This is a genomic window from Pseudomonas sp. ICMP 460, assembly GCF_002723595.1.
Lineage (GTDB): Bacteria > Pseudomonadota > Gammaproteobacteria > Pseudomonadales > Pseudomonadaceae > Aquipseudomonas > Aquipseudomonas kitaguniensis.
The window spans coordinates 1-24,484 of the sequence record NZ_LKBR01000002.1 but is presented as its reverse complement, the minus strand read 5'-3'; the positions used below and the strand labels follow the sequence as shown (position 1 = coordinate 24,484).

At 59.8% G+C, this 24,484-nt stretch carries 19 protein-coding genes and 1 pseudogene; 13 read left to right on the top strand and 7 right to left on the bottom strand.

What is annotated here, in order from left to right:
* Positions 1-227 precede the first annotated feature (227 nt).
* Positions 228-485, top strand: a pseudogene (locus tag AO240_RS02350) (xanthine dehydrogenase family protein molybdopterin-binding subunit); the annotation flags it as partial.
* 185 nt (positions 486-670) lie between these two features.
* Here AO240_RS02350 and AO240_RS02345 read toward each other — a convergent pair.
* The gene (locus tag AO240_RS02345) at positions 671-1,918 is read right to left on the bottom strand and encodes an MFS transporter (protein WP_099235017.1); all 1,248 of its coding nucleotides are present in this window, start codon (positions 1,916-1,918) and stop codon (positions 671-673) included.
* 328 nt (positions 1,919-2,246) lie between these two features.
* On the opposite strand from AO240_RS02345, the gene AO240_RS02340 reads away from it, so the two are divergent.
* Genes AO240_RS02340 through AO240_RS02330 form a run of 3 tightly spaced genes read left to right on the top strand, consistent with a single transcriptional unit; the run spans position 2,247 to position 4,875 of the window.
* Complete coding sequence (locus AO240_RS02340; RefSeq protein WP_099235016.1) at positions 2,247-3,686, top strand: cytochrome ubiquinol oxidase subunit I; 1,440 nt, start codon at positions 2,247-2,249, stop codon at positions 3,684-3,686.
* A 1-nt stretch (position 3,687) separates the two neighbouring features.
* On the top strand, positions 3,688-4,695 hold the full coding sequence (cydB, locus tag AO240_RS02335; RefSeq protein WP_058415051.1) for a cytochrome d ubiquinol oxidase subunit II: 1,008 nt from the start codon (positions 3,688-3,690) through the stop codon (positions 4,693-4,695).
* Between the two features lie 12 nt (positions 4,696-4,707).
* A complete protein-coding gene (locus AO240_RS02330; protein WP_099235015.1) occupies positions 4,708-4,875 on the top strand; it encodes a DUF2474 domain-containing protein in 168 nt (55 codons plus the stop codon).
* A 66-nt stretch (positions 4,876-4,941) separates the two neighbouring features.
* Here AO240_RS02330 and AO240_RS02325 read toward each other — a convergent pair whose 3' ends face one another.
* Together AO240_RS02325 and AO240_RS02320 are read right to left on the bottom strand one after the other, a co-directional pair.
* Positions 4,942-6,066, bottom strand: coding sequence for a methyltransferase (locus AO240_RS02325; protein ID WP_099235014.1), 1,125 nt, complete (start codon positions 6,064-6,066; stop codon positions 4,942-4,944).
* Positions 6,067-6,234: 168 nt separating this feature from the next.
* Positions 6,235-6,945 (bottom strand): LuxR family transcriptional regulator, encoded by a 711-nt coding sequence (locus AO240_RS02320; RefSeq protein WP_099235013.1) that lies wholly within the window; start codon positions 6,943-6,945, stop codon positions 6,235-6,237.
* A 427-nt stretch (positions 6,946-7,372) separates the two neighbouring features.
* On the opposite strand from AO240_RS02320, the gene AO240_RS02315 reads away from it, so the two are divergent.
* Positions 7,373-8,149: a ferredoxin--NADP reductase gene (locus tag AO240_RS02315; protein WP_099235012.1), complete on the top strand. Its 777-nt coding sequence runs from the start codon at positions 7,373-7,375 to the stop codon at positions 8,147-8,149.
* A gap of 48 nt (positions 8,150-8,197) precedes the next feature.
* Here the strand turns inward: AO240_RS02315 and mscL are convergent, their stop codons facing one another.
* The gene (gene mscL / locus AO240_RS02310; RefSeq protein WP_058415055.1) at positions 8,198-8,614 is read right to left on the bottom strand and encodes a large-conductance mechanosensitive channel protein MscL; all 417 of its coding nucleotides are present in this window, start codon (positions 8,612-8,614) and stop codon (positions 8,198-8,200) included.
* Positions 8,615-8,901: 287 nt separating this feature from the next.
* Here mscL and katB point away from each other — a divergent pair, with 287 nt between their 5' ends.
* From katB to radA, 3 genes are read left to right on the top strand one after another with little or no spacing between them, the layout of a single operon-like run.
* Complete coding sequence (gene katB / locus AO240_RS02305) at positions 8,902-10,443, top strand: catalase KatB (RefSeq protein ID WP_099235011.1); 1,542 nt, start codon at positions 8,902-8,904, stop codon at positions 10,441-10,443.
* A gap of 57 nt (positions 10,444-10,500) precedes the next feature.
* A complete protein-coding gene (locus AO240_RS02300; RefSeq protein WP_099235010.1) occupies positions 10,501-11,040 on the top strand; it encodes an ankyrin repeat domain-containing protein in 540 nt (179 codons plus the stop codon).
* Positions 11,041-11,075: 35 nt separating this feature from the next.
* Entirely contained in the window at positions 11,076-12,443 is a 1,368-nt protein-coding gene (gene radA / locus AO240_RS02295) for a DNA repair protein RadA (RefSeq protein ID WP_058415058.1), read from the top strand.
* 148 nt (positions 12,444-12,591) lie between these two features.
* On the opposite strand, the gene AO240_RS02290 is transcribed toward radA, so the two are convergent.
* Complete coding sequence (locus AO240_RS02290) at positions 12,592-12,960, bottom strand: PilZ domain-containing protein (RefSeq protein ID WP_099235009.1); 369 nt, start codon at positions 12,958-12,960, stop codon at positions 12,592-12,594.
* Positions 12,961-13,133: 173 nt separating this feature from the next.
* On the opposite strand from AO240_RS02290, the gene AO240_RS02285 reads away from it, so the two are divergent.
* The 3 genes from AO240_RS02285 to yjiA all read left to right on the top strand — a co-directional run bounded on the left by AO240_RS02285 (position 13,134) and on the right by yjiA (position 16,538).
* On the top strand, positions 13,134-15,200 hold the full coding sequence (locus AO240_RS02285) for a carbon starvation CstA family protein (protein WP_058415060.1): 2,067 nt from the start codon (positions 13,134-13,136) through the stop codon (positions 15,198-15,200).
* A 15-nt stretch (positions 15,201-15,215) separates the two neighbouring features.
* Complete coding sequence (locus AO240_RS02280) at positions 15,216-15,413, top strand: YbdD/YjiX family protein (RefSeq protein ID WP_058415061.1); 198 nt, start codon at positions 15,216-15,218, stop codon at positions 15,411-15,413.
* A gap of 165 nt (positions 15,414-15,578) precedes the next feature.
* Positions 15,579-16,538, top strand: coding sequence for a GTPase (gene yjiA / locus AO240_RS02275; protein WP_099235008.1), 960 nt, complete (start codon positions 15,579-15,581; stop codon positions 16,536-16,538).
* Positions 16,539-16,681: 143 nt separating this feature from the next.
* Here the strand turns inward: yjiA and glyA are convergent, their stop codons facing one another.
* Positions 16,682-17,935 carry a serine hydroxymethyltransferase gene (gene glyA / locus AO240_RS02270; protein WP_099235007.1) on the bottom strand — a complete coding sequence of 418 codons (1,254 nt, stop codon included), beginning with the start codon at positions 17,933-17,935 and terminating at the stop codon, positions 16,682-16,684.
* A gap of 78 nt (positions 17,936-18,013) precedes the next feature.
* Between glyA and AO240_RS28520 the strand changes: the two genes are divergently transcribed.
* The gene (locus AO240_RS28520; protein ID WP_218244379.1) at positions 18,014-18,169 is read left to right on the top strand and encodes a hypothetical protein; all 156 of its coding nucleotides are present in this window, start codon (positions 18,014-18,016) and stop codon (positions 18,167-18,169) included.
* A gap of 13 nt (positions 18,170-18,182) precedes the next feature.
* Here the strand turns inward: AO240_RS28520 and AO240_RS02265 are convergent, their stop codons facing one another.
* Positions 18,183-22,034 carry a bifunctional diguanylate cyclase/phosphodiesterase gene (locus AO240_RS02265; protein ID WP_099235006.1) on the bottom strand — a complete coding sequence of 1,284 codons (3,852 nt, stop codon included), beginning with the start codon at positions 22,032-22,034 and terminating at the stop codon, positions 18,183-18,185.
* 285 nt (positions 22,035-22,319) lie between these two features.
* Between AO240_RS02265 and ettA the strand changes: the two genes are divergently transcribed.
* Complete coding sequence (gene ettA, locus AO240_RS02260) at positions 22,320-23,984, top strand: energy-dependent translational throttle protein EttA (RefSeq protein ID WP_099235005.1); 1,665 nt, start codon at positions 22,320-22,322, stop codon at positions 23,982-23,984.
* Positions 23,985-24,484 lie beyond the last annotated feature (500 nt).

Genomic DNA, 24,484 nt, shown 5'->3' with positions numbered 1-24,484 from the left:
CAACATGTGGGAGGGGGCTTGCTCCCGATAGCGGAGTTTCAGTCGACGCATAAGCTATCTGGTCTATCGCCATCGCGAGCAAGCCCGCTCCCACAGTTTGACCGTATTCCACAGATGCACTCGGAGTTTCAGTCGACGCATAAGCTATCTGGTCTATCGCCATCGCGAGCAAGCCCGCTCCCACAGTTTGACCGTATTCCACAGATGCACAGGGTCGAACTGTGGGAGAGACCCAAATCGACCATCAACTGGGGCGCTACATGAACCATAGCCTGGCGCAATACCACATCCCGGTGAATGCCGACATTGGCGAGATTGACGTGATTTTTGTGGAAGAGCACGACGAAATTGTCAATGCGCTGGGTTCCAAAGGTGTGGGTGAGATTGGCATTGTCGGGGTCGCGGCAGCGGTGGCGAATGCGATTTACCACGCCACCGGCAAGCGCGTGCGCGACTTTCCGATCACCCTCGATAAGGTGTTGTAAGGCACTTCTTCCAAATCCTGGAGATGCAACATGTGGGAGGGGGCTTGCTCCCGATAGCGGAGTTTCAGTCGACGCATAAGCTATCTGGTCTATCGCCATCGCGAGCAAGCCCGCTCCCACAGTTTGACCGTATTCCACAGATGCACTTGGTCCAACTGGGGGAGGGGGCTTGTTGCCGGATTGGCTCAGGCGCCGGGCTTAGTCGGTTCTTCCACCGGCACATGCATGCGGTCGCGGTTGGCCAGCGTCGGAAACAGTTTTATCCACACCCCTGTCACCACCAGCGTGCCGATGCCGCCCATGACCACGGCGGGCACGGTGCCAAACCAGTGGGCGGTGATGCCTGACTCGAACTCACCCAATTGGTTGGATGCGCCGATAAACAGGCCGTTGACCGCACTCACCCGGCCGCGCATTTCATCCGGGGTTTCCAGTTGCACAAACGAGGCGCGGATCACCATGCTGATCATGTCTGCGGCGCCCAATACCACCAGCACGGCCATCGAAAACCAGAACGAGGTGGACAAGCCAAACGCGATGGTTGCCACGCCGAACACGCCCACGGCGGTAAACATCACCCGGCCGACGTTGCGGTCGACCGAGAAGCGCGCCAGCCACAGCGACATCAACAACGCGCCCACCGCCGGTGCCGAGCGCAGCAGGCCCAGCCCCCAAGGGCCGGTCAGCAAAATATCCTTGGCGAACACCGGCAGCAAGGCGGTGGCGCCGCCGAGTAATACGGCAAACAGGTCGAGGGAAATCGCGCCGAGAATGTCCTGGCGGCTGCGAATAAAGCGAATCCCGGCCAGCAACGAATCCATCGTCGCCTTGGCTTTGTTCAGCGGGGTCTGGCGCGCGGGCAGGTTGAGCATCAGCACGCAGGCGATCAAGTACAGCACCACGGTCGGGCCATACACCCACACGCTGCCAAACGCGTACAGCAAACCGCCGAGCGCCGGCGCGACGATGGTGGCCAGTTGTTGCGCCGATTGCGACGCGGCCACCGCGCGCGGAAACAGCGCGGCGGGCACGATACTCGGCAGCAACGCCTGGGTGGTGGGCATTTCAAACGAGCGCGAGGCGCCGAGCAGGAAGGCGAGGATAAAGATCATCTCGCGGGTCACGTTGCCGGTCAGCCCGCCGATGGCCAGCGACAAGGCAATCAGCGCCTGCACGGTCTGGCAGATGGCGGCGACTCTGCGCCGCTCATAGCGATCAGCCACGTGGCCGGTGTGCAGCATGAACAGCACGCGCGGTATGAATTCCACCAGGCCCACCAAACCCAGGTCCAGCACGTTGCCGGTCAGTTGGTAGAGGTTCCAGCCAATGGCCACGGTGAGCATCTGAAAGCCGCTGGCGGTAAAAATACGGGCCAGCCAGAACGCGATGAAAGGGCGGTGGTGACGCAACAGCAACACAGGTTCACTAGGCATCAGGCATTCAGATCTGGATCGGAAGGAGTCGCGAGATTAGCATCAAGCTGTAACAAATAGTTGCAAGGGTTTAATGCCCGCCAGGCTGAGGCAAGCTGTCACGCGGCAAAAGACCACGCCGTCCTGCAGCCAAAATGGGACTACTCTTTGAACAATGCTTGATCCAGATCAAAACCGGCCGTGGAATTGGTCTGGCGGCCGCAAGGCCAGAATCCCCGCGTGATGGCTAATAAAAGAAACGAATTGAAATTCGCCACACTCCATATCCGTGGGGGCAGTGGGTGCAGGCTCTCGCCGGCAGCCGGTATTACCTGACAGAGGAAGACTTATGTTCGGTTTGGAGGCGCTAGATCTCGCCCGAATTCAATTCGCGTTCACCATCTCGTTCCACATCCTGTTCCCGGCGATCACCATCGGCCTGGCCAGTTACCTCGCGGTGCTGGAAGGGTTGTGGCTCAAGACCCATAACGATACCTACCGTGACCTCTACCATTTCTGGTCGAAGATCTTTGCCGTCAACTTCGGCATGGGTGTGGTCTCAGGCCTGGTCATGGCCTACCAGTTCGGCACCAACTGGAGCCGCTTCTCGGACTTCGCCGGTGCCGTGACCGGGCCGTTGCTGACGTACGAAGTGCTGACGGCGTTTTTCCTTGAGGCAGGTTTCCTCGGGGTCATGCTGTTCGGCTGGAACAAGGTCGGGCGCAAGCTGCACTTCTTTTCCACGGTGATGGTGGCCGTCGGCACACTGATCTCGACGTTTTGGATTCTTGCCTCCAATAGCTGGATGCAGACGCCGCAGGGCTTTGAAATCATCGATGGCCGGGTGATACCTACCGACTGGCTGGCGGTGATCTTCAACCCGTCGTTCCCCTACCGCTTGATGCACATGGCCACTGCGGCGTTTGTGGCGACGGCGTTCTTCGTCGGTTCGTCGGCGGCCTGGCACTTGTTGCGTGGCAAAGACAGCCCGGCGATTCGCACCATGCTGTCGATGGCGATGTGGATGGCCCTGATCGTCGCACCTATTCAGGCGGTGATCGGTGACTTCCATGGCCTGAACACCCTTGAGCACCAACCGGCGAAAATCGCCGCCATTGAGGGCCATTGGGAGAATGTCGGCGACGAGCCGACGCCGCTGATCCTGTTCGGCTGGCCCGACATGAAAGCCGAAAAAACCAAATACGCGGTCGAGATTCCGTACCTCGGCAGCCTGATCCTGACCCACTCGCTGGACAAACAGGTGCCAGCGCTCAAGGACTTCCCGCCTGAAGACCGCCCCAACTCGACCATCGTGTTCTGGTCGTTCCGGGTCATGGTTGGCTTGGGCTTCCTGATGATATTCACCGGTTTGTTCAGCCTGTGGCTGCGCCGCGGCGGAAAAATGTACACCTCAAGACCGTTCCTGTACCTGGCGTTGTGGATGGGGCCATCCGGCTTGATCGCGATTCTGGCCGGTTGGTTCACCACCGAAATCGGCCGTCAGCCGTGGGTGGTCTACGGGCTGATGCGCACGGCGGATGCCTCGTCGGGGCATAGCCTGGTGCAGATGACGATCACCCTGGTGCTGTTCGTGGTGGTGTACTTCGCACTGTTCGGCGCCGGTTTAGGCTACATGATGCGCCTGGTCCGCAAAGGTCCTGTGACCCACGAAAGCACCGAGCCGACCCACGGTGGCCCAGGTCAAAAGCGCACCCCGGCGCGGCCATTGTCGGCTGCCGATGATGGCAGCGATGACGACCACGACCACCTCCAGCACAAGGGGCATTGAGATGGGTATTGATCTTCCGCTGATCTGGGCCGTGATCATCATCTTCGGCATCATGATGTACGTGGTGATGGACGGCTTCGACCTGGGTATCGGCATCCTGTTTCCGTTTATTCCGGGCAAGGTCGACCGTGACGTGATGATGAACACCGTTGCGCCGGTCTGGGACGGTAACGAAACCTGGCTGGTACTCGGCGGCGCGGCATTGTTCGGCGCGTTCCCGCTGGCCTATTCGGTGGTGCTGTCGGCGCTTTACCTGCCGCTGATTCTGATGCTGATCGGGCTGATATTTCGCGGCGTGGCCTTCGAGTTCCGCTTCAAGGCCAAGGACGATAAACGTCACCTGTGGGACAAGGCGTTTATCGGTGGCTCGATTGCGGCGACGTTCTTCCAGGGCGTGGCGCTCGGTGCGTTTATCGACGGTATCCCGGTGGTCAATCGTCAGTTTGCCGGTGGCTCGCTCGACTGGGCCACGCCGTTCACGATGTTCTGCGGCGTTGCCCTGGTGGTTGCGTATGCCTTGCTCGGTTGCACCTGGCTGATCATGAAGACCGAAGGCAAGTTGCAAGAGCAGATGCACAATTTGGCGCGGCCGTTGGCCTTTGTGGTGTTGGCGGTGATCGCCATCGTCAGCCTGTGGACGCCGCTCGCGCACCCCGAGATCGCCTCGCGCTGGTTCACCCTGCCGAACCTGTTCTGGTTCCTGCCGGTGCCGATTCTGGTGCTGGTGACCATGTACGGCTTGATCCGCGCGGTGGCGCGCCATGCACACTACACGCCGTTCCTGCTGACGCTGGTGCTGATATTTCTCGGCTACAGCGGCCTTGGGATCAGCTTGTGGCCGAACATCATTCCACCGTCAGTCTCGATCTGGGAAGCCGCCGCGCCGCCGCAGAGCCAAGGCTTCATGCTGGTGGGCACGCTGTTTATCATCCCGTTTATCCTGGGTTACACCTTCTGGAGCTACTACGTGTTCCGCGGCAAGGTCACCCACGAAGACGGTTATCACTAGGAGGCGCGTACCATGGCCAGCAAACCTACATTGCAAGAGATCGAACAGGCCGAGAAACAGCCGCTGTGGCGGCGCTTGGGGTGGCTGGCGATGATCTGGACCGGCAGCGTGCTGGCCTTGTTTATCGTCGCCAGCCTGATGCGCATGTTTATGAACGCGGCCGGCTTGACTACCCACTGACATCCCAATCCGGGCTTTGCGGCCCGGCTTTCAGCCCTGCCTCTCGCAAGATCGGCAGGGTTTTTTTTATTTGCGCGCTTTGAGAATCACGAACTTTGGCGTGGCGGCGACTTGCTCGACGCCACGGAACAACCGCGCCAGCTTGCTGTGATAACCCAAGTGACGGTTGCCGACGATGTAGAGCGCGCCACCGACCACCAGCGCCTCGCGCGCCTGCTGGAACATGCGCCAGGCCAGAAAGTCGCCGACCACTTGCTGCTGATGAAACGGCGGGTTGCACAGCACCACGTCCAGCGATTCTGGCGCCTGGCCAGCCAGGCCATCGTCGGCGCGCACTGACACATCGCGTGCGCCGAGGGCTGCCTGCCAGTTTTGCAGCGCAGACTGCACCGCCATGTACGACTCATCCACCAGCGTGTACTGCGCGTCGGGGTTTTGCAGGGCACTGGCAATCGCCAATACGCCATTGCCGCAGCCCAGGTCTGCCACGCGGGCGCTGCCCAGGTTTGTCGGCAAATGTGGAAGGAAGGCGCGCGTGCCGATGTCCAGCCCTTCGCGGCAGAACACGTTGGCGTGGTTCAGCAACGTAATGGCCGGTGTGTCGAGGATGTAACGGCTCGGGTAGGGCGACACTGCAACGGGGCGAGCCTCCACCGTGGCGATCAGCAGGCGGGCTTTTTTGACCGCCAGCGAGGCGTGCATCGGGCCGATGTAGCGTTCCAGTAACTCGCCGGCGGCGCGTGGCAAATGCTTGACCATCGCCCCGGCAACCACGTGCGCGCCCGGCGCCAACTGCCCCTGCAGGCGGATCAGTTGTTCTTCGAGCAAGGCCAGGGTTTTCGGCACGCGAATCAGCACCCAATCAAACGGCCCCGCCGGCACGTGGCTGCCAGGCACAAACGGCACCGCATCAAACGCCTTGCCATTGCGCACCAGGTTCTTCTCAAGGCCTTGGGCTGCCAGAAACGAGTCGCCGCTGGACGTAACCTGCAACCGCCCTTGAAGGCTTGCCGCCAGGGCGCCAAAGCTGTCATTAAGCACCAACACGCGGTTTGCAGCGCCGGGCTGCTGCTCGGCCAAGTGGCTGAGCAGGTACTCGTCGGCAGCATCAAAGGCTTGCAGCGGGTCATTGTGTTGCGCGGGCTGACGGATCAGGTCGAGCTGGGCGAAGGGGCTGTCAAGCAGGGGCATGGCGGGGGAGGCTCTGGGTCATCGATGGGTGCTGGCGGGCGTGGGCAGCCGGCGCAACTGCCTGAGTGTACGGCGAGGCGGCTCCCGCTAGGGGCTGCGTCAACACTCAGAATGGGCTGCAAATGTTACTTTTTTTTCGGAGGGATTACATGCGATGTTTCCAGGCTGTTAAAACAGCCCTGCTTTGGAGGCACACAGCACGGCGGCGATCTTGTTGCTGACCCCAAGCTTCTTCAGGCAACTGCTGATATGAAAGCCCACGGTGCGCTCTGACAGGCACAGGATCGTGGCGATGTCACAGGCCGTTTTGCCCATGGCCGACCATCTGAGGATTTCTGTTTCTCGCGGGGTCAATTTGCACGGCGCAGTGATGTTCGGTGCGTCGGCATATTTTTGTGCCATCACTGCATGCATCGCGTGGCACAGCCACATCACCTGGCCAGCTTTCTCGTACAGTTCTTCAGGGCTGACTTCGCCGGTACTGCGACCCAGCGTCAGCATGCTGAACATTCCATGAAAGTCATGCACTGCTTGAGTCCAGCCTAAATGCAGACCAAATGATTGGGCCAACGACCATAAATTTGGCGTGCTGCTGAAGGCTTTCTCATCCCACACAATCGGCATTACGCTGCGCTTGCAGTGGGCGACGATAGGATCAATTTCAAAAAAGTGCGCTTGCTTATAAAGCGTGTTCCACTCATTTGGATAGTTGTTTAAGTTAATGGGTTTTGTTGGATTAGTCGGTTGCTGGGGGCTCATCGTAAATGAGCAATATTCAAAGCCTAGCTGGTAGGTGTGGTTAATGACCATCTCATAAATAGTGGTGATCTTGTCCTCACCCTCAAGTTTGGGGATTTTCGTGTTGCGCCAGTTGATCATCCGATGCCCTCCATGCGTTTGGGTGTGTTGGCCCCTCATGGAGCCTACGGTTCACGGAAATGAGTGTAGGACATGTACTACATCTCAGTGTGAAAAAATATCTGCGCTCACCCGTGTTGAAGTTTCTTGAGCGTCGGCAGCCATCGGGTTTTAAAAAATGCCAAGTTGAACGTGGAAGAACCTTCCTTGTTTCAAAGGTGTCCAGCCGCTGATGTTTGCATTTGCTGCACTCATTAATCGTGTGCAGGAAGGTAGGGCATAACTAAATGATTAGTTCGATCTGCCAATGAGTGCAAGAAGCTACCGTCTTAAAAAATTAACACTTTCACGCTTGTCAGCGCACGCACTGCTAATGCCAGTACAAACCAGCGGTGTTTCCCGGCACGACTTTGAGGGACACTAGGGCACCTGTTGAACGGAGCCCGCCATGACGGCCAGTGCTGAGAAATTTACCCGCCAGACCCTGCTCGACGTGCAGTCACTCACCCCCAGCCTGTTTACCCTGCGTACCACACGCGACCCGGGCTTTCGGTTTACCGCCGGCCAGTTCGTGCGCCTTGGGGTGACCAAGCCGGATGGCAGCACGGTATGGCGTGCCTATTCGATTGTGTCTTCGCCGTTTGACGAGTATCTCGACTTCTTCTCTATCGTCGTGCCGGGTGGCGAATTCACCAGTGAGTTAAGCCGCCTGCAGGTGGGCGACACCTTGATGGTGGAGCGCCAGGCCACGGGTTTTCTGACCTTGAATCGCTTTATAGACGGGCGTGACTTGTGGTTGCTGGGCACGGGCACCGGCGTGGCACCGTTCCTGTCGATGCTGCAGGACTTTGAGGTCTGGGAAAAATTCGAGCGCATCATCCTGGTCTACAGCGCGCGCGAAACCAGGGAGCTGGCGTACCAGTCGCTGATCGCGACGCTGGGTGAGCGTGAATACCTGGCCGAGTACGCGCACAAGCTCATCTATATTCCCATCGTCACCCGTGAGGTCCAGCCGGGCGCGTTGAACGGGCGCATTACCACGTTGATCGAGAACGGCGAGCTGGAGCGCGCCGCCGGCGTAGAGCTGACCCCGCAACATTCGCGCGTGCTGATTTGCGGCAACCCGCAGATGGTCGATGACACCCGCCAACTGCTCAAGCTTCGCGACATGCAATTGAGCCTCAGCCGGCGCCCTGGCCAAGTGGCGGTGGAAAACTACTGGTAATAAAAAAGGCGCCTGTCACCAGGCGCCTTTTTTCCAAGCCGGTGCTGATTAAAGCGGCTTGTCGTTCTGTGCCTTGAGCAGATCGCGGATCTCGCTCAGCAGCACCTCTTGCTTCGTCGGCGTTGGCGGCAAAGTGGGGGCCACGGCCTCTTCGCGCTTCAGGCGGTTGATGGCCTTCACGCCCATGAAGATCGCGAACGCGACGATCAAAAAGTCGACCACGCTCTGGATGAACTTGCCATAGGCCAGCACCACTGCTGGCACATCGCCTTGAGCGGCTTTGAGCGTCACCGCCAAATCACCAAAGTCCACACCGCCGATCAACAGACCGAGCGGTGGCATCACTACGTCGCCTACGAACGAGGAAACAATTTTGCCGAAGGCAGCGCCGATGATGATACCGACGGCCATATCGACCACATTACCTTTGACCGCGAAGGCCTTGAATTCACTGATCACGCCCATAGGTTATTCCTTGTTACAGATGAGTAGAGTGAATGGCAGTGTAAGACAGTCGCAGAGCGCTTGCCCGACACAACTGTTTACACTGTTGATTTTTATCGACACATGAAATCGTAAATAGTTTGCAAAGTGCCAGTAATCGCGCGCGAAATACTCGCTATTTCGGCGGCGGGCCACATTATTTTCTTTATCGAGTAGGTACAGGTTTTCTATTTATCTTCTGGCGTTCAGGTCATTAGCCTCTGACAAGCACAACTGAATGTGTACTAAAAAAACCAGAGGAAACCATGATGAAGAGTCCAATGAGCCGCGGGCCGGTTTCAGCGCGATATGCGCTGACACTGGTGAGCGTAAGCCTGCTTTCTCTCTCCGTACACGCCGCAAACCTGACCCGCGATAATGGCGCCGCCGTTGGCGATAACCAGAACTCGCAAACCGCCGGAGCCACTGGCCCAGTGCTGCTGCAAGACGTGCAGCTGATTCAGAAGTTGCAACGTTTTGACCGTGAACGCATCCCCGAGCGTGTGGTACACGCCCGAGGTACCGGCGCCCACGGTACATTCACCGTGACCGACAACCTCAGCGACCTGACCAAGGCCAAGGTATTCGCCGCCGGTGAAGCCACGCCGGTATTCGTGCGTTTCTCCGCCGTGGTGCACGGCAACCATTCGCCGGAAACCCTACGTGACCCGCGCGGCTTCGCCACCAAGTTCTATACCGCCGACGGTAACTGGGACCTGGTCGGTAACAACTTCCCGACGTTCTTTATTCGCGATGCGATTAAATTCCCGGACATGGTCCACGCCTTCAAGCCGGACCCGCGCACCAACCTCGACGACGACTCGCGCCGCTTTGACTTCTTCTCGCATGTGCCAGAGTCCACCCGCACACTCACCGAGTTGTATTCCGACTCGGGCACCCCGGCCAGCTACCGCGAGATGGACGGCAACGGCGTGCACGCCTACAAGCTGATCAACGCCAAAGGCGAAGTGCATTACGTTAAGTTTCACTGGAAGAGCCTGCAAGGCATCAAGAACCTTGATCCCAAGCAAGTCACCGAAGTGCAGGGCCGTGATTACAGCCACATGACCAATGACTTGGTCACGCATATCAACAAGGGCGACTTCCCCAAGTGGGACCTGTACGTGCAGGTGCTCAAGCCTGAAGACCTGGCCAAGTTTGATTTCGACCCGCTGGACGCCACCAAGATCTGGCCGAATGTGCCTGAGCGCAAAGTCGGGCAAATGGTGCTGAACCGCAACCCCGGCAACGTCTTCCAGGAAACCGAGCAAGTCGCCATGGCCCCGGCCAACCTGGTGCCGGGCATCGAACCGTCTGAGGATCGCCTGCTGCAAGGCCGTGTGTTCTCCTACGCCGACACCCAAATGTATCGCCTGGGCGCGAATGCCCTGCAACTGCCGATCAACGCCCCCCGCGTCACCGTTAACAACGGTAACCAGGACGGCACGCTGAACACCGGCAAAACCACCAGCGGCGTGAACTACCAGCCAAGCCGCCTGGAGCCTCGCGAAGAGCCAAAAGACGCGCGTTACAGCCAACTGGCGCTGTCGGGCAGCACCCAGCAGGCGAAGATCCAGCGCGAGCAGAACTTCAAGCAGGCCGGTGACCTGTACCGCTCCTACACCAAGAAAGAGCGTGAAGACTTGATCGAAAACTTCGGCGGCTCGCTGGCCACCACCGATGACGAGAGCAAGCACATCATTCTGTCGTTCCTCTATAAGGCCGACCCGGAATACGGCACCGGCGTGACCAAGGTCGCCAAGGGCGACCTGGCCCGCGTGAAAGCGCTGGCAGACAAGCTGACTGACTGACGTTGGTGACAGTCGACGCCCTGCTTTCGGGCGTCGACCTCTTGAGGAGAAAAGCCCATGCGTATTTCAATTGGTTTACTGCTGGCAATGCTCGCGTTCGTCGCCCATGCCGAGTCCCCCGACCCGGCGGTGCTCAAAGCGCAGTTACAGGACTACTATTTCGACGCCGCGCGCCGTGGCGATGTCGACATGCTCAACACCTTTATCGACTCCGGCTACAGCCTCAACACCCAGGACGATAAGGGTTACACCGCGCTGATTCTCGCCGCCTATCACGGCCAGGCCCCGTTCGTGGAGCGCCTGCTCAACGCCGGTGCCGATGCCTGCGTGCAGGACAAACGCGGCAATACCGCGCTGATGGGCGCTATTTTCAAAGGCGAGCTGAAAATCGCTCAACGCCTGCTGTCGACCGACTGCAACCCCGACCAACGCAACGGCGCCGGGCAGACCGCCGCCATGTACGCCGGGCTGTTCAAGCGCGTCGAATTGCTCGATGAGCTAAAGGCCAAAGGCGCCGACCTCAACGCTGAAGACCCTATCGGCAACAGTGCTTCACGATTGGCCAGTGGTGAAATCCGGACCCCGGCGCCGCGCTGAGCTATCATCGCGGTTTTTCGGTTGGAGGTTCTTAAATGGCAAAGGCCAAGCGCATGTACGGCTGCACCGAGTGCGGCGCGACCTTTCCCAAGTGGGCTGGCCAGTGCACCGAGTGCGGCGCGTGGAACACCCTGACTGAAACCATGATCGAAAGTGGCGGCGCTGCAGCCCCCACCGGCCGTGCTGGCTGGACCGGGCAACAGGCGCAGATCAAGACCCTGGCCGAAGTCAGCGTCGAAGAGATCCCGCGTTTCTCCACGGCTTCCGGGGAGCTCGACCGCGTACTTGGCGGCGGCCTGGTGGACGGCTCGGTGGTGCTGATCGGCGGCGACCCCGGCATCGGCAAATCGACCATTCTGCTGCAAACCCTGTGCAGCATCGCCAGCCGCATGCCGGCGCTGTACGTCACCGGCGAAGAATCCCAGCAGCAAGTGGCCATGCGCGCGCGTCGCCTGGGTTTGCCCCAGGACCAGCTACGGGTGATGACCGAAACCTGCATCGAAAGCATCATCGCCACGGCGCGCATCGAAAAGCCCAAGGTGATGGTGATCGACTCGATCCAGACGATTTTCACCGAGCAACTGCAATCGGCGCCAGGCGGCGTGTCTCAGGTGCGTGAAAGCGCGGCGTTGCTGGTGCGGTATGCCAAGCAGAGCGGCACGGCGATCTTTTTGGTCGGCCACGTCACCAAAGAAGGCGCGCTGGCCGGGCCACGGGTGCTTGAGCATATGGTCGACACCGTGTTGTATTTTGAAGGCGAGTCCGATGGTCGGTTACGCCTGCTGCGCGCGGTGAAAAACCGCTTTGGCGCCGTGAACGAATTGGGCGTGTTCGCCATGACCGACCGCGGCCTCAAAGAAGTCTCTAACCCTTCGGCGATTTTTCTCACGCGCGCACAGGAAGAAGTCCCTGGCAGTGTGGTGATGGCGACGTGGGAAGGCACCCGCCCGATGCTGGTGGAAGTGCAGGCGCTGGTGGATGACAGCCACTTGGCCAACCCGCGCCGGGTCACGCTTGGCCTGGATCAAAACCGCCTGGCGATGCTGCTCGCGGTGTTGCACCGTCACGGTGGCATCCCGACCCACGACCAGGACGTGTTCCTCAACGTGGTCGGCGGGGTCAAGGTGTTGGAAACCGCGTCCGACCTGGCCCTGATGGCGGCGGTGATGTCCAGCCTGCGCAACAAACCACTGCCGCATGACCTGCTGGTGTTTGGTGAAGTGGGCCTGTCAGGCGAAGTGCGCCCGGTGCCCAGCGGCCAGGAGCGCCTGAAGGAAGCCGCCAAGCACGGCTTCAAGCGCGCCATCGTGCCCAAAGGCAATGCGCCGAAGGAAATGCCGCCGGGGCTGCAGGTGATCGGGGTCACGCGACTGGAACAAGCCCTGGATGCATTGTTCGAATAACCCGCCAACAGGCTACCAAGCCTGACCTGTGGGAGGGGGCTTGAACCCGATAGCGGCCTGCCAGTGACACACAGGTGCCTGACACACCGCTATCGGGAGCAAGCCCCCTCCCACACAAGCCCCCTCCCACGGTGGGTAGGTGTTGCCGTTAGATTTCCAGCAACGCCGCCAGCTCCCGATGCAGCTCATCCTCATCACCCAGGTTCAACTCGATCAGCCTGCGCAAGTGGCTGATCGAGTCCAGGTCAATGTGCTCGCACACAAAACCCAGTTGCCCATGATCATCGTGAGTCAGGCGCACCTGCATCTGCACATCGGTTTCTGCGTCGAGGTGAATATCCACATCAAAAGGGGCATCGGCGCTGCCCAGCCAAGGCTGCGGCCGTTGCACCAACAAACCTTTCAGCGACAGATCGACTAACTGCACCGACCATTCCTGGCCGTTTTGCCGCAGTTCGGTCTTGGCGTCAAAGGCGATTCGGCGGAAGCGGCGGCGATCAGACGGTTGCTCGTTCATGGTGAAACCCTCGGTGAATGAGGAAATTGTAGCCCTGCGCCATTATTGAGTCGGGTTTTCTTGTTTTTGGCCCATTGAAGGCTCTAGACCAATGTAGGGGGCTGGTCTTTAAGGCAAGTAGCGCTAAACTCGGGATGGCTGTCCTTTCTGTCCACCCTGGCTGGAATATAAAAATGAAAAATAATAATAGCCTGCTACGCCACTTACCCTGGCTGCTGCTGGCAATCGTAGGAGCAGGCGCCCTTGGCGTAGTGGCCTTGCGCCGCGGCGAGGCGATCAATGCGTTGTGGATTGTGGTTGCTGCCGTGGCCATCTACCTGGTTGCCTACCGTTACTACAGTTTGTTTATCGCGACCCACGTGATGCAACTGAACCCGCTACGGGCCACCCCCGCAGTGGTCAACAACGACGGTCTGGACTATGTGCCGACCAACAAACACATTCTTTTCGGTCACCACTTTGCGGCGATTGCCGGTGCAGGCCCGTTGGTCGGCCCGGTGCTGGCGGCGCAAATGGGCTACCTGCCCGGCACGCTTTGGCTGATTGCCGGGGTGGTGCTGGCAGGCGCGGTGCAAGACTTCATGGTCTTGTTCATGTCCACGCGGCGCAACGGCCGTTCGCTGGGCGACATGGTCCGCGAAGAGATGGGCCGCATTCCCGGCACTATTGCGCTGTTTGGCTGCTTCCTGATCATGATCATCATCCTCGCGGTGCTGGCGCTGATCGTGGTCAAGGCCCTGGCCGAGAGCCCGTGGGGCATCTTTACGGTGATGGCGACCATCCCGATCGCGATGTTCATGGGCGTGTACATGCGCTACATCCGTCCCGGCCGCATCGGCGAAATTTCGATTATCGGCGTGCTGTTGCTGCTCGGCTCGATCTGGCTGGGCGGGCAAATCGCGGCTGACCCGGTGTGGGCCAAGGCCTTCTCGTTTACCGGCATTCAGATCACTTGGATGCTGATCGGCTACGGTTTCGTCGCAGCGGTACTGCCGATTTGGCTGATCCTGGCGCCGCGTGACTACCTGTCCACGTTCCTGAAAATCGGCACCATCGTCGCGCTGGCGATTGGCATTCTGGTCACCATGCCCGAGCTGAAAATGCCGGCGCTGACGCAGTTCACCGACGGCACTGGCCCGGTGTGGAAGGGCGGCCTGTTTCCGTTCCTGTTCATCACCATCGCCTGTGGCGCGGTCTCGGGTTTCCACGCGCTGATCTCCTCGGGCACCACGCCCAAGCTGCTGGATAACGAAGTCAACTCGCGCTACATCGGTTACGGCGCGATGCTGATGGAGTCGTTCGTCGCGATCATGGCCATGGTTGCCGCCTCGGTGATCGAGCCAGGCGTTTACTTCGCCATGAACAGCCCGGCTGCCGTGGTGGGCGCAGACGTGGTGACGGTTGCGCAAACGGTCAGCAGTTGGGGCTTTGCGATCACCCCGGAAGCGCTGCAAGCCGTCGCGCATGACATCGGTGAAACCACCATCCTGGCGCGTGCCGGGGGTGCGCCGACGCTGGCGGTGGGTATCGCGCAAATTCTGCACAGTGTGCTGCCGGGTGAAAACACCATGGCGTTCTGGTACCACTTTGCGATTTTGTTCGAAGCATTGTTCATCTTGACCGCGGTTGACGCCGGCACCCGAGCCGGGCGCTTCATGCTGCAAGACCTGCTCGGTTCGTTCGTGCCGTCGCTCAAGCGTACCGAGTCGTGGACCGCCAACCTGATTGCCACGGCGGGCTGTGTGGCGATGTGGGGTTACTTGCTGTACCAAGGCGTGATCGACCCATTGGGTGGCATCAACACCTTGTGGCCGCTGTTCGGTATCTCTAACCAGATGCTGGCCGGTATCGCGCTGATGCTCGCCACCGTTGTGCTGATCAAAATGAAACGCCAGCGCTACATTTGGGTGACCATGTTGCCCGCTGTATGGCTGCTGATTTGCACCACCACCGCAGGCTTCATCAAGCTGTTCGACGCTAACCCTGCGATCGGCTTTCTGTCGCTGGCCAAGAAGTACAGCGACGCGCTGGCCAACGGCCAGATCCTCGCCCCGGCCAAGAACATCGACCAGATGCAGCACGTGATCTGGAACGCCTACACCAACGCAACGCTTACCGCGCTGTTCCTGTTCGTGGTGTTCAGCATCCTGTTCTATGCGCTCAAGGTTGGCATTGCTGCCTGGGGCAACAAAGAACGCACGGATAAAGAAGCCCCGTTCCAGGCCATACCGGACGCATAATCGAGGAGTGCAAGCATGTTCAATGACATCAGTCGCCTCGGTAAATACCTCGGTCAGGCCGCGCGCCTGATGGTCGGCATGCCCGACTACGACACCTACGTCGAGCATATGCAAACCAAACACCCGGGCAAACCGATGATGGACTACAAGGCGTTCTTCCGCGAACGCCAGGAAGCCCGTTACGGCGGCAAGGGTGGGCCCAAGTGTTGCTAGCCCGATAAGTTGGGCGTGTAGTGCCCCATGTGGGAGCGGGCTTGCTCGCGATTGCGGCGTGTCAGTTGATGCATACTCAGACTGATACACCGCCTTCGCGAGCAAGCCCGCTCCCACATTTGTTTTGCGTTCCTTCAGTTATTTCATCTAAAAAGGAGAATCTCTTTGTCCTCTCCCATCCCCGTCACCATACTCAGCGGCTTCCTCGGCGCGGGTAAAACCACCTTGTTGCGCCACCTGCTCAAGGCCGAACACGGCTTGAAAATCGCCGTGATCGAAAACGAATTCAGTGACGCCGGTATCGACACCCAGCTGTTGGGTGCCGAGCCGGTGCAAGTCATGACCCTGTCCAACGGCTGCGTGTGCTGCACCATCCACACCGACCTGACCAAAGCGCTGTACCTGCTGCTGGAGCGGCTGGACAACGGCGAGATCGCCTTCGACCGCCTGGTGATCGAATGCACCGGCCTCGCCGACCCGGCGCCGGTGGCGCAGACGTTTTTCATCGATGAAGAACTGCGCGAGCGCTACATCCTCGACGGTATTATCACGCTGGTCGACGCGGCCCACGCCGACCAGCACCTGGCCCAGACCATCGCGCAGGCGCAAATCGGTTTCGCCGACCGCTTGCTGGTGAGCAAGCGCGACCTGGTCGACGCGGCGACCTTTGACGCCCTCAGCCAACGCCTGACCCGCATCAACCGCCGAGCGCCGATTAGTGTGGTCGACCACGGCGCCATCGACCTGGCCGAGTTGCTGGACGTGCGCGGCTTCAACCTCAACGCCGGCATGAGCCTGCGCCCGGTGGTTGCTGCGCCGTCTGTAGACCGTATTTCCAGCCTTGTGCTGCGTACCGACCAGCCGCTGGATATTGACCGCCTCAGCGCGTTCATGAACGACCTGCTGGAGGACCACGGCAAGCAGTTGTTGCGCTACAAAGGCGTGCTCAATATTGCCGGCGAAGACCGGCGCATGGTGTTTCAGGGCGTGCTCAAGCTCTACGGGTTCGATTGGGACACCGAATGGGCCGAGGGCTGCGCACGCGAAAGTGTGATCGTGTTTATTGCCGACGAGTTGCCGGAAGACAAGATCCGCGAAGGTTTTGCCAAGGTCTACCAACCCTGACCTGACCTGAAATGCAGCCAAAAACTGTGGGAGGGGGCTTGCTCCCTCCCACAATTTGATTGCATTTCAGGTTGAGCAAGCAGCGTTTTCAGGCATAAAAAAGCCCGGCTCATGAGCCGGGCTTTTTGTTCAAGCAACTGCAATCAAGCGCCGTATACCGGCAGCTTCTTGCAGATGGCCTTGACCTTCTCACGTACCGCATCAATCACGGCTTCGTTGGAAAGATCCGCCAGGATGTCGCAGATCCAGCCGGCCAGTTCCTTGCACTCTGCTTCCTTGAAGCCACGTGTGGTCACTGCCGGGGTGCCGAAGCGCAGGCCGGAAGTGACGAACGGCGAACGTGGGTCGTTCGGCACGGAGTTCTTGTTCACGGTGATGAAGGCTTTGCCCAACGCGGCGTCAGCATCTTTACCGGAAATGTCCTGCTTGATCAGCGACAGCAGGAACAGGTGGTTTTCAGTACCGCCGGAAACCACGTCGTAGCCGCGTTCGATGAACACGCCGGCCATGGCCTTGGCGTTTTTTACCACTTGTTGCTGGTAAGTCTTGAACTCAGGCTGCAGCGCTTCCTTGAAGCAGATCGCTTTGGCGGCGATTACGTGCTCCAGCGGGCCACCTTGGGCGCCCGGGAATACCGCGGAGTTGAGCTTCTTCTCGATCTCGGCGTTGGCGCGCGCCAGGATCAGGCCGCCACGTGGGCCGCGCAGGGTTTTGTGCGTCGTGGTGGTCACCACGTCAGCGTAAGGCACCGGGTTCGGGTACACGTCAGCCGCGACCAGACCGGCTACGTGAGCCATGTCGACGAACAGGTAGGCGCCCACTTTGTCGGCGATTTCACGGAAACGCGGGAAGTCCAGAATCTGCGAGTAGGCAGAGAAACCGGCCACGATCATTTTTGGCTTGTGTTCAACCGCCAGGCGCTCGACTTCGTCGTAGTCGATCAGGCCGTTGGCGTCGATGCCGTATTGAACCGCGTTGTACAGCTTGCCCGAAGAGGAAACGCTGGCGCCGTGGGTCAGGTGACCGCCGTGCGCCAGGCTCATGCCCAGAATAGTGTCGCCGCCTTGCAGCAGGGCCAGGTAAACCGCGCTGTTGGCTTGTGAGCCAGCGTGCGGCTGCACGTTGGCGTAATCGGCGCCGAACAGTTCCTTGGCACGGTCGATGGCCAATTGCTCAACCACGTCGACGTACTCGCAACCACCGTAGTAGCGCTTGCCTGGGTAGCCTTCGGCGTACTTGTTGGTCAGCACCGAACCTTGAGCCTCCATAACCGCAGGGCTGGTGTAGTTTTCCGAAGCGATCAGCTCAATGTGCTCTTCCTGGCGCACGGCTTCTTGCTCCATGGCGGCAAAGAGATCGGCGTCGTACTTGGCAATAGTCAAATCACGGCTGAACATGGCGGTCCTCAAGGATCGGGGGCAGAAAAGGAGGGCATTCTAACCCAACGGGTTTTAGATGGCATATGAAAGGACATCATGTTGCGGATGGACGCCGCTCAAGCGGCAGCTGTAAGCCGCAAGCCGCAAGCAAAAGCAAAAGCAAAAGCAAAATCTAAAGCGGATCCGCTTCTGCTTGCAGCTTGCAGCTTAAAACTTGTACCTGCTCCAAACAGCTTGCAGCTTAAAGCTTGAATCTGCTCCAAAATCAGTCAAGCAAGAACAGCGCATCATTGCTGAACTGCGCTTCGAACCGGTTCGCCGGCATCGGCCGCCCGAACAGATAACCCTGCACCTCGTCGCAGCCATGCTCACGCAGGAAATCCAACTGCTCGTGGGTCTCGACGCCCTCGGCGATTACCGCGAGGTTGAGGCTGTGGGCCATGGCGATAATCGCGCGGGCGATTTGCGCGTCCTGCTCGCCGGAGGGCAGGCCGTCGACGAACGTGCGGTCTATCTTCAGCACGTCGATAGGGAACTGCTTGAGGTAGTTCAGCGACGAGTAACCCGTACCAAAGTCATCCACTGCGATGCTCAGGCCGAGGTTTTTCAAGCTGGCGAGGATCTGCATCGCCTCGTTGACCTCACGCATCAGGATACTTTCGGTCAGCTCCAGCTCCAGGCACGCCGGTGGCAGGCCCGTGTCGCGCAGAATGCTGGCGATGCGTTCACCCAGTTGACCATCCGAGAACTGCCGCGCCGAGATGTTCACCGAGACTTTCGGCACCCGCACCTTGTTCTGATGCCAGGTTTTAAGCTGGCGACAGGCTTCGCCGAGCACCCAGTCGCCCACGTCTACCACCAGCCCCAATTCCTCCAGCACCGGAATAAAATCACCCGGCGGCACCAGCCCGCGACGCGGGTGGCGCCAGCGCAGCAAGGCTTCGGCGCCGGTCAAGCGTTTGCCGTCACCACTGAATTGCGGCTGGTAATACAGCACGAATTCGTCCTGTTCCAGCGCGTGGCGCAGGTCGCTTTCGAGCTCCAGGCGCTCAAGGGCGCTGGCGTTCATGTCGGCCTGGTAGAACTGGAAGTTATTTTTGCCGCGTTCTTTAGCGTGATACATCGCGGTGTCGGCGTTCTTCATCAACTGGCTCAGCTCGTTGCCGTCTTGCGGGCTGAGGGCGATGCCGATACTGGCGGTCACGAAGAACTCGCGGCCTTCCAGCACGAACGGCTTCACCAGGCTGGCGAGGATCTGCTCGGCCACATTGATCGCGCGGTTCAACGCCATTTCGCGGCTGACGCGCGGTTGCAGGAGCAAGGTGAACTCGTCGCCGCCCATGCGCGCCACGGTGTCGTCTTCGGCCACGCAGCCCAGCAAGCGCGTGGCCATCTCTTTGAGCATGCGGTCGCCGGCAGCGTGGCCCAGCGAATCGTTGATCGGCTTGAAGCGGTCGAGGTCGAGGAACATCAGCACCACCCACGACTTCTGCCGTTCCGCCGACTGCAACGCGGTGTGCAGGCGGTCCTGAAACAGCGTGCGGTTGGGCAGGTGGGTCAGGGCGTCGTAATACGCCAGGCGGTGGATGCGCTGTTCGCTGGCCTTGCGCTCGCTGATGTCGCTGAAAAAGCACACATAGCTGGCCAAGTCGCCTTCATCGTCGAACACCGCGGTAATGCCGACCCACGCCGGGTAATGTTCGCCATTCAGGCGTTTCAGCCACACCTCGCCTTCCCACGTGCTGTGCTGGTGCAGTTGCTTTAGCACATAACGCAGGTGGGCTTCCTGCTGTTCGTCGACGGTCAGCATGTTCGGCAACTGGTCGAGCACATCCGCCACGGCATAACCGCTGACGCGGCTGAACGCCTCGTTGGCCTGCACGATGTAACCCGCCGGGTCGGTGATCAGGATCGCCGACGTTGAGTGTTCGAACACCGTGGCGGCCATGCGCAGGTCTTTTTCGGCGCGCCGTTGCTGGCTGATGTCGCGGCCCACGCCAAGAATGCCTTCAAACGCGCCATGTTCGTCCCAGACCAATACCAGGCGCAGCTCAATCGGTACTTTGCGCCCATCGGCGCGCAGGCAGTCGAAGACGAACAGCCGGCTCTGCAATTGATCGCGCAGCGTGTTCAGCGCCTCGACGTCGCCCAGCGCGCGGCTGACCTGCTCGACCAGGCTATAAATGCCGGTGAGTTGCTGCGGGTTGGCAATAATCGACTGCCAGCCGTTTTTCAGCACCCATTCCACGTCATAGCCCAGCACGGCGCTGACCGACGGGCTGATGTAGTTGAGCGCCAGTTGGCTGTCGGTGGAGCAAATCACGTCGCTGATGCTTTCGGCCAGCATGCGGTAGCGCTGCTCGCTGTCGCGCAGCGATTCGCTGGCTTCAATCTGGTCGGTAATGTCTTTGGCCACGCCGATGATTCGGGTGACTTGCGCGCTCTTGTCGCGGGCCAGGGCCTGCTCGCGAATATCAAAGCGCCGCCATTGGTTATTGCGGTGGCGAAAGCGCAACTGGCACTGCAACTGGTTCGCGTAGCCGGTTTCACGTTGTTGCTGGCGCAGGTCGTGGTAATGCTCGGCGTCTTCGGGGTGCAGCAGGATTTCCCAGAAGTAGTCGCCCATTTGCTGCAGCGCTACTTTGTCATAGCCCAGGGTGTGGCCGAGGTGATGGTTGCTGAAAATAATGCGCTGGCTGATCACGTCCTGCACGTACAGGTGGTCGGGCACGGTGCGCACCACGTCGGACCAGAAGCTTTCGCGCTCCACCAGTGACAGCTCGATCAGCTTGCGGCTGGTGATGTCGCTGATGCTGAGGATCACCGCCTTGAAGTCGTCTTGCTGCTCCGGCAGGCGCATCACCAGCCACAGGTATTGTTCGTTGCCTGCGGCGTCGTTGAGCTGGATTTCCAGTTCCAGCTGCTTTTGCTGGGTCAGCACCGCTTCAAGCACCAGGTGGCCGATTGCGGTGGCATTGCCCGAGCGATCATCAATCAGGCGTTCCCACGCCTCCTCGCAAGAGCCGACGCCCAACAGGCGCACGGCGACTTGGTTGACCTCGGTGATGCGCAACTCCTTGAGCAGTTGCCGGCGCTGCTCAGCGTTGTGGTGCAGCCAGGCCTGCAATTGCTCGCGGGTGTGCAGTTTTGCCTTGTCGAAAAAGCCTTTCAACCCCGACAGGTCCAGCACGCACAGGGCCACGCCGGTGCCTTCGAAAATATCCTGATAACGCCTGCGGCCTTCATGCACCTGGCGCTGGCGGCGGCGCATGTTCAGCAGCACCACCAACGGGATCAGCGAGAAGGCCAGGCCCAACAAGCATTTGCCGATAAACGCCGGCAGTAACTGCTCCAGCACGGCGCTGCGGTCGAACAGCCCGCGCAACTGCCAGTCGCTTCTGCTCAGCGGCGTTACCAGCACGCTTTTATTCAGTTCATCCGGGGTCAGCGCGGTGGGCCACTGCGCCGGCATGCCGGTGTCACGGCTGACCACGTGATGGTTAAGGCGGTTCTCGATGGCCCACATCGGGCGCGGGCCTTGGGCGTCCTGGCCGTTGAGGTTGGTCAGGTAATTGGGGGCCAGGCGCAGTGCCCAGTACATTTTCGAGCCGCCGCTGGGCTGGTGCAGCAGCAAATAGATCAGCGTGCCGTCGGCGTTGTTGCTCAGGTAATACGGTTGCGCCTGGCTGCGCTGCACCAGTTCTGTCAGCAACGCGCTGTCCTGGCTGTCTTTGGCGCTGTCGCTGATCATCGCACCGCTGGCGCTGAGCAACGCCACGCTGCGCAGCTCCGGCAATGAGCGTTGCAAGGTGCTTATCAGGGCCTGATGCTGTTCGTCGTTGCGCGGCGGCTCGACGATCGGCAGCAAATTCATCGCGATTTTTGCGCTCAGCGCCATGTTCAGGCTGATCTGTTCAGCCAGGTCGGCGCTGTAGTCGATGGTGTATTGCTGCTGGTTCTTCTGGTTTTGCTGCAACTGGTCGAGCAATTGCCAGAACAATAAAGCGAGCAACATCAGCACAAGCGTCGCCAACGCGCCTTTAAAGGTGCCGTGCAGGGGCGCTCCGGGCGCTATATGAGCGGCGCGAAGAGGCGTGGGCGGCGTGACTTTGGACAAGCTGTGATCCTGCGGTTTGGCTGAGCTGGCGCGCGACGTGCACTATAAGCCGGACGCCCGAAGGGCGGCTAGCATGCCTTGAGTTGTGGCAAAGTGCCAGTCCCGCCTGGCTGGACTGACCAAGCGCATTCAGGTAGCTTTGAAGGTTACGCGAGGGCGTTCCAGCCCCAGACATTCAGGCTTCTTCCGCACGCAGGCATTGATCACCATCAACGGCCCGCGCGGCGCATGGCCTGGCACGGGCTTCGCCCGCTTAATTCATCTGTCACTGACGCTAGGTTCACCATGGCTCAATACGTATTCACCATGCATCGGCTGGGAAAAGTTGTTCCGCCGAAGCGGGAAATCCTGAAAAATATTTCGTTGTCCTTCTTCCCCGGCGCCAAAATTGGCGTGCTCGGCCTCAACGGTTCGGGTAAGTCCACGCTGCTGAAAATCATGGCCGGCGTCGACACCGAGTTCGAAGGCGAAGCCCGCCCGATGCCGGAACTGAACATCGGTTACTTGCCGCAAGAGCCTATCCTCGATCCGACCAAGACCGTGCGTGAAGTGGTTGAAGAAGCGGTCAGCGTGATCAAAAACGCCCAGGCCCGCCTGGACGAGGTTTACGCCGCTTACGCTGAAGAAGACGCCGACTTCGACAAGCTCGCTGCCGAACAGGCCAAGCTAGAAGCCATCCTGCAAGCTAGCGACGGTCACAACCTTGAGCGCCAACTCGAAGTTGCCGCCGATGCGCTGCGCCTGCCGGCGTGGGATGCCAGGATCGAATTCCTCTCCGGTGGTGAAAAACGCCGTGTGGCTCTGTGCCGCCTGCTGCTGTCGGCGCCCGACATGCTGCTGCTCGACGAACCTACCAACCACTTGGACGCCGATTCCGTCGCCTGGCTGGAGCGCTTCCTGCACGATTTCCCGGGCACCGTGGTTGCGATCACGCACGACCGCTACTTCCTCGACAACGTAGCCGGCTGGATTCTGGAGCTCGACCGTGGCGCCGGTATCCCTTACGAGGGCAACTACTCCGGTTGGCTTGAAGCCAAGTCCGACCGTCTGGCCGCCGAATCCAAGCAGCAATCGGCTCACGAAAAAGCCATGAAGGAAGAACTGGAATGGGTGCGCAAAGGCGCCAAAGCCCGCCAGTCGAAATCCAAGGCACGTCTGCAGCGCTTTGAAGAAATGCAGTCGCAGGAATTCCAGAAACGCAGCGAAACCAATGAAATCTACATCCCGGCCGGTCCGCGCCTGGGTGACAAGGTGATTGAGTTCAAAAACGTTTCCAAAGGCTATGGCGACCGCGTACTGATCGACAACCTGTCGTTCAGCATGCCAAAAGGCGCGATCGTCGGCGTTATTGGTGGTAACGGTGCGGGTAAATCCACGCTGTTCCGCATGCTGATGGGCAAGGAAACGCCGGATTCGGGCAGCATCGAAGTCGGCGACACCGTGCAGCTTGCCTGCGTGGACCAGAGCCGCGAAGACCTCGACGGCAGCAAAACCGTGTTCCAGCAGATTTCCGACGGCTCCGACCAGATCCGCATCGGCAACTATGAAATCCCGTCGCGCACCTACGTGGGCCGTTTCAACTTCAAGGGCGGCGACCAGCAGAAGTTCGTCAAAGACCTCTCCGGCGGTGAGCGCGGTCGCTTGCACCTGGCGCTGACCTTGAAAGAGGGCGGCAACGTGTTGCTGCTCGACGAACCTTCCAACGACCTCGACGTTGAAACCCTGCGTTCGCTGGAAGAAGCCCTGTTGGACTTCCCGGGCGCCGCCATTGTGATCTCTCACGATCGGTGGTTCCTTGACCGCGTCGCGACCCACATCCTGGCGTACGAAGACGACTCCCAGGCAGTGTTCTTCGAAGGCAACTACACCGAGTACGAAGCCGACCGTAAAAAGCGTTTGGGCGATGCAGCTGCCCAGCCGCACCGTGTGCGACACAAAAAATTGGCCTGATCCGGGTCAGTGGTTTGAAAAAACGGAGCCTTCGGGGCTCCGTTTTTTTGCGCGTATTTCAGCGAGACCTGTGGGAGCGGGCTTGCTCGCGATGGCATCAACCCGGTGTACCTGATGGTCCGAAGTGCCTGCATCGCGAGCAAGCCCGCTCCCACAGTTGGTCGTTAAGCCTCGGGCTCTACACGCAGCACTTCGATCAACTGATCGCCGACGGGGCGTTTCCACAGCACCTAGTCGCCAATCTTCAGCGAGACCTGTGGGAGCGGGCTTGCTCGCGATGGCATCAACCCGGTGTACCTGATGGTCCGAGGTGCCTGCATCGCGAGCAAGCCCGCTCCCACAGTTGGTCGTTAAGCATCGGGTTCTACACGCAGCACTTCGATCAACTGATCGCCGACGGGGCGTTTCCACAGCACCTCGTCGCCAATCTTCAGCGAGACCTGTGGGAGCGGGCTTGCTCGCGATGGCATCAACCCGGTGTACCTGATGGTCCGAGGTGC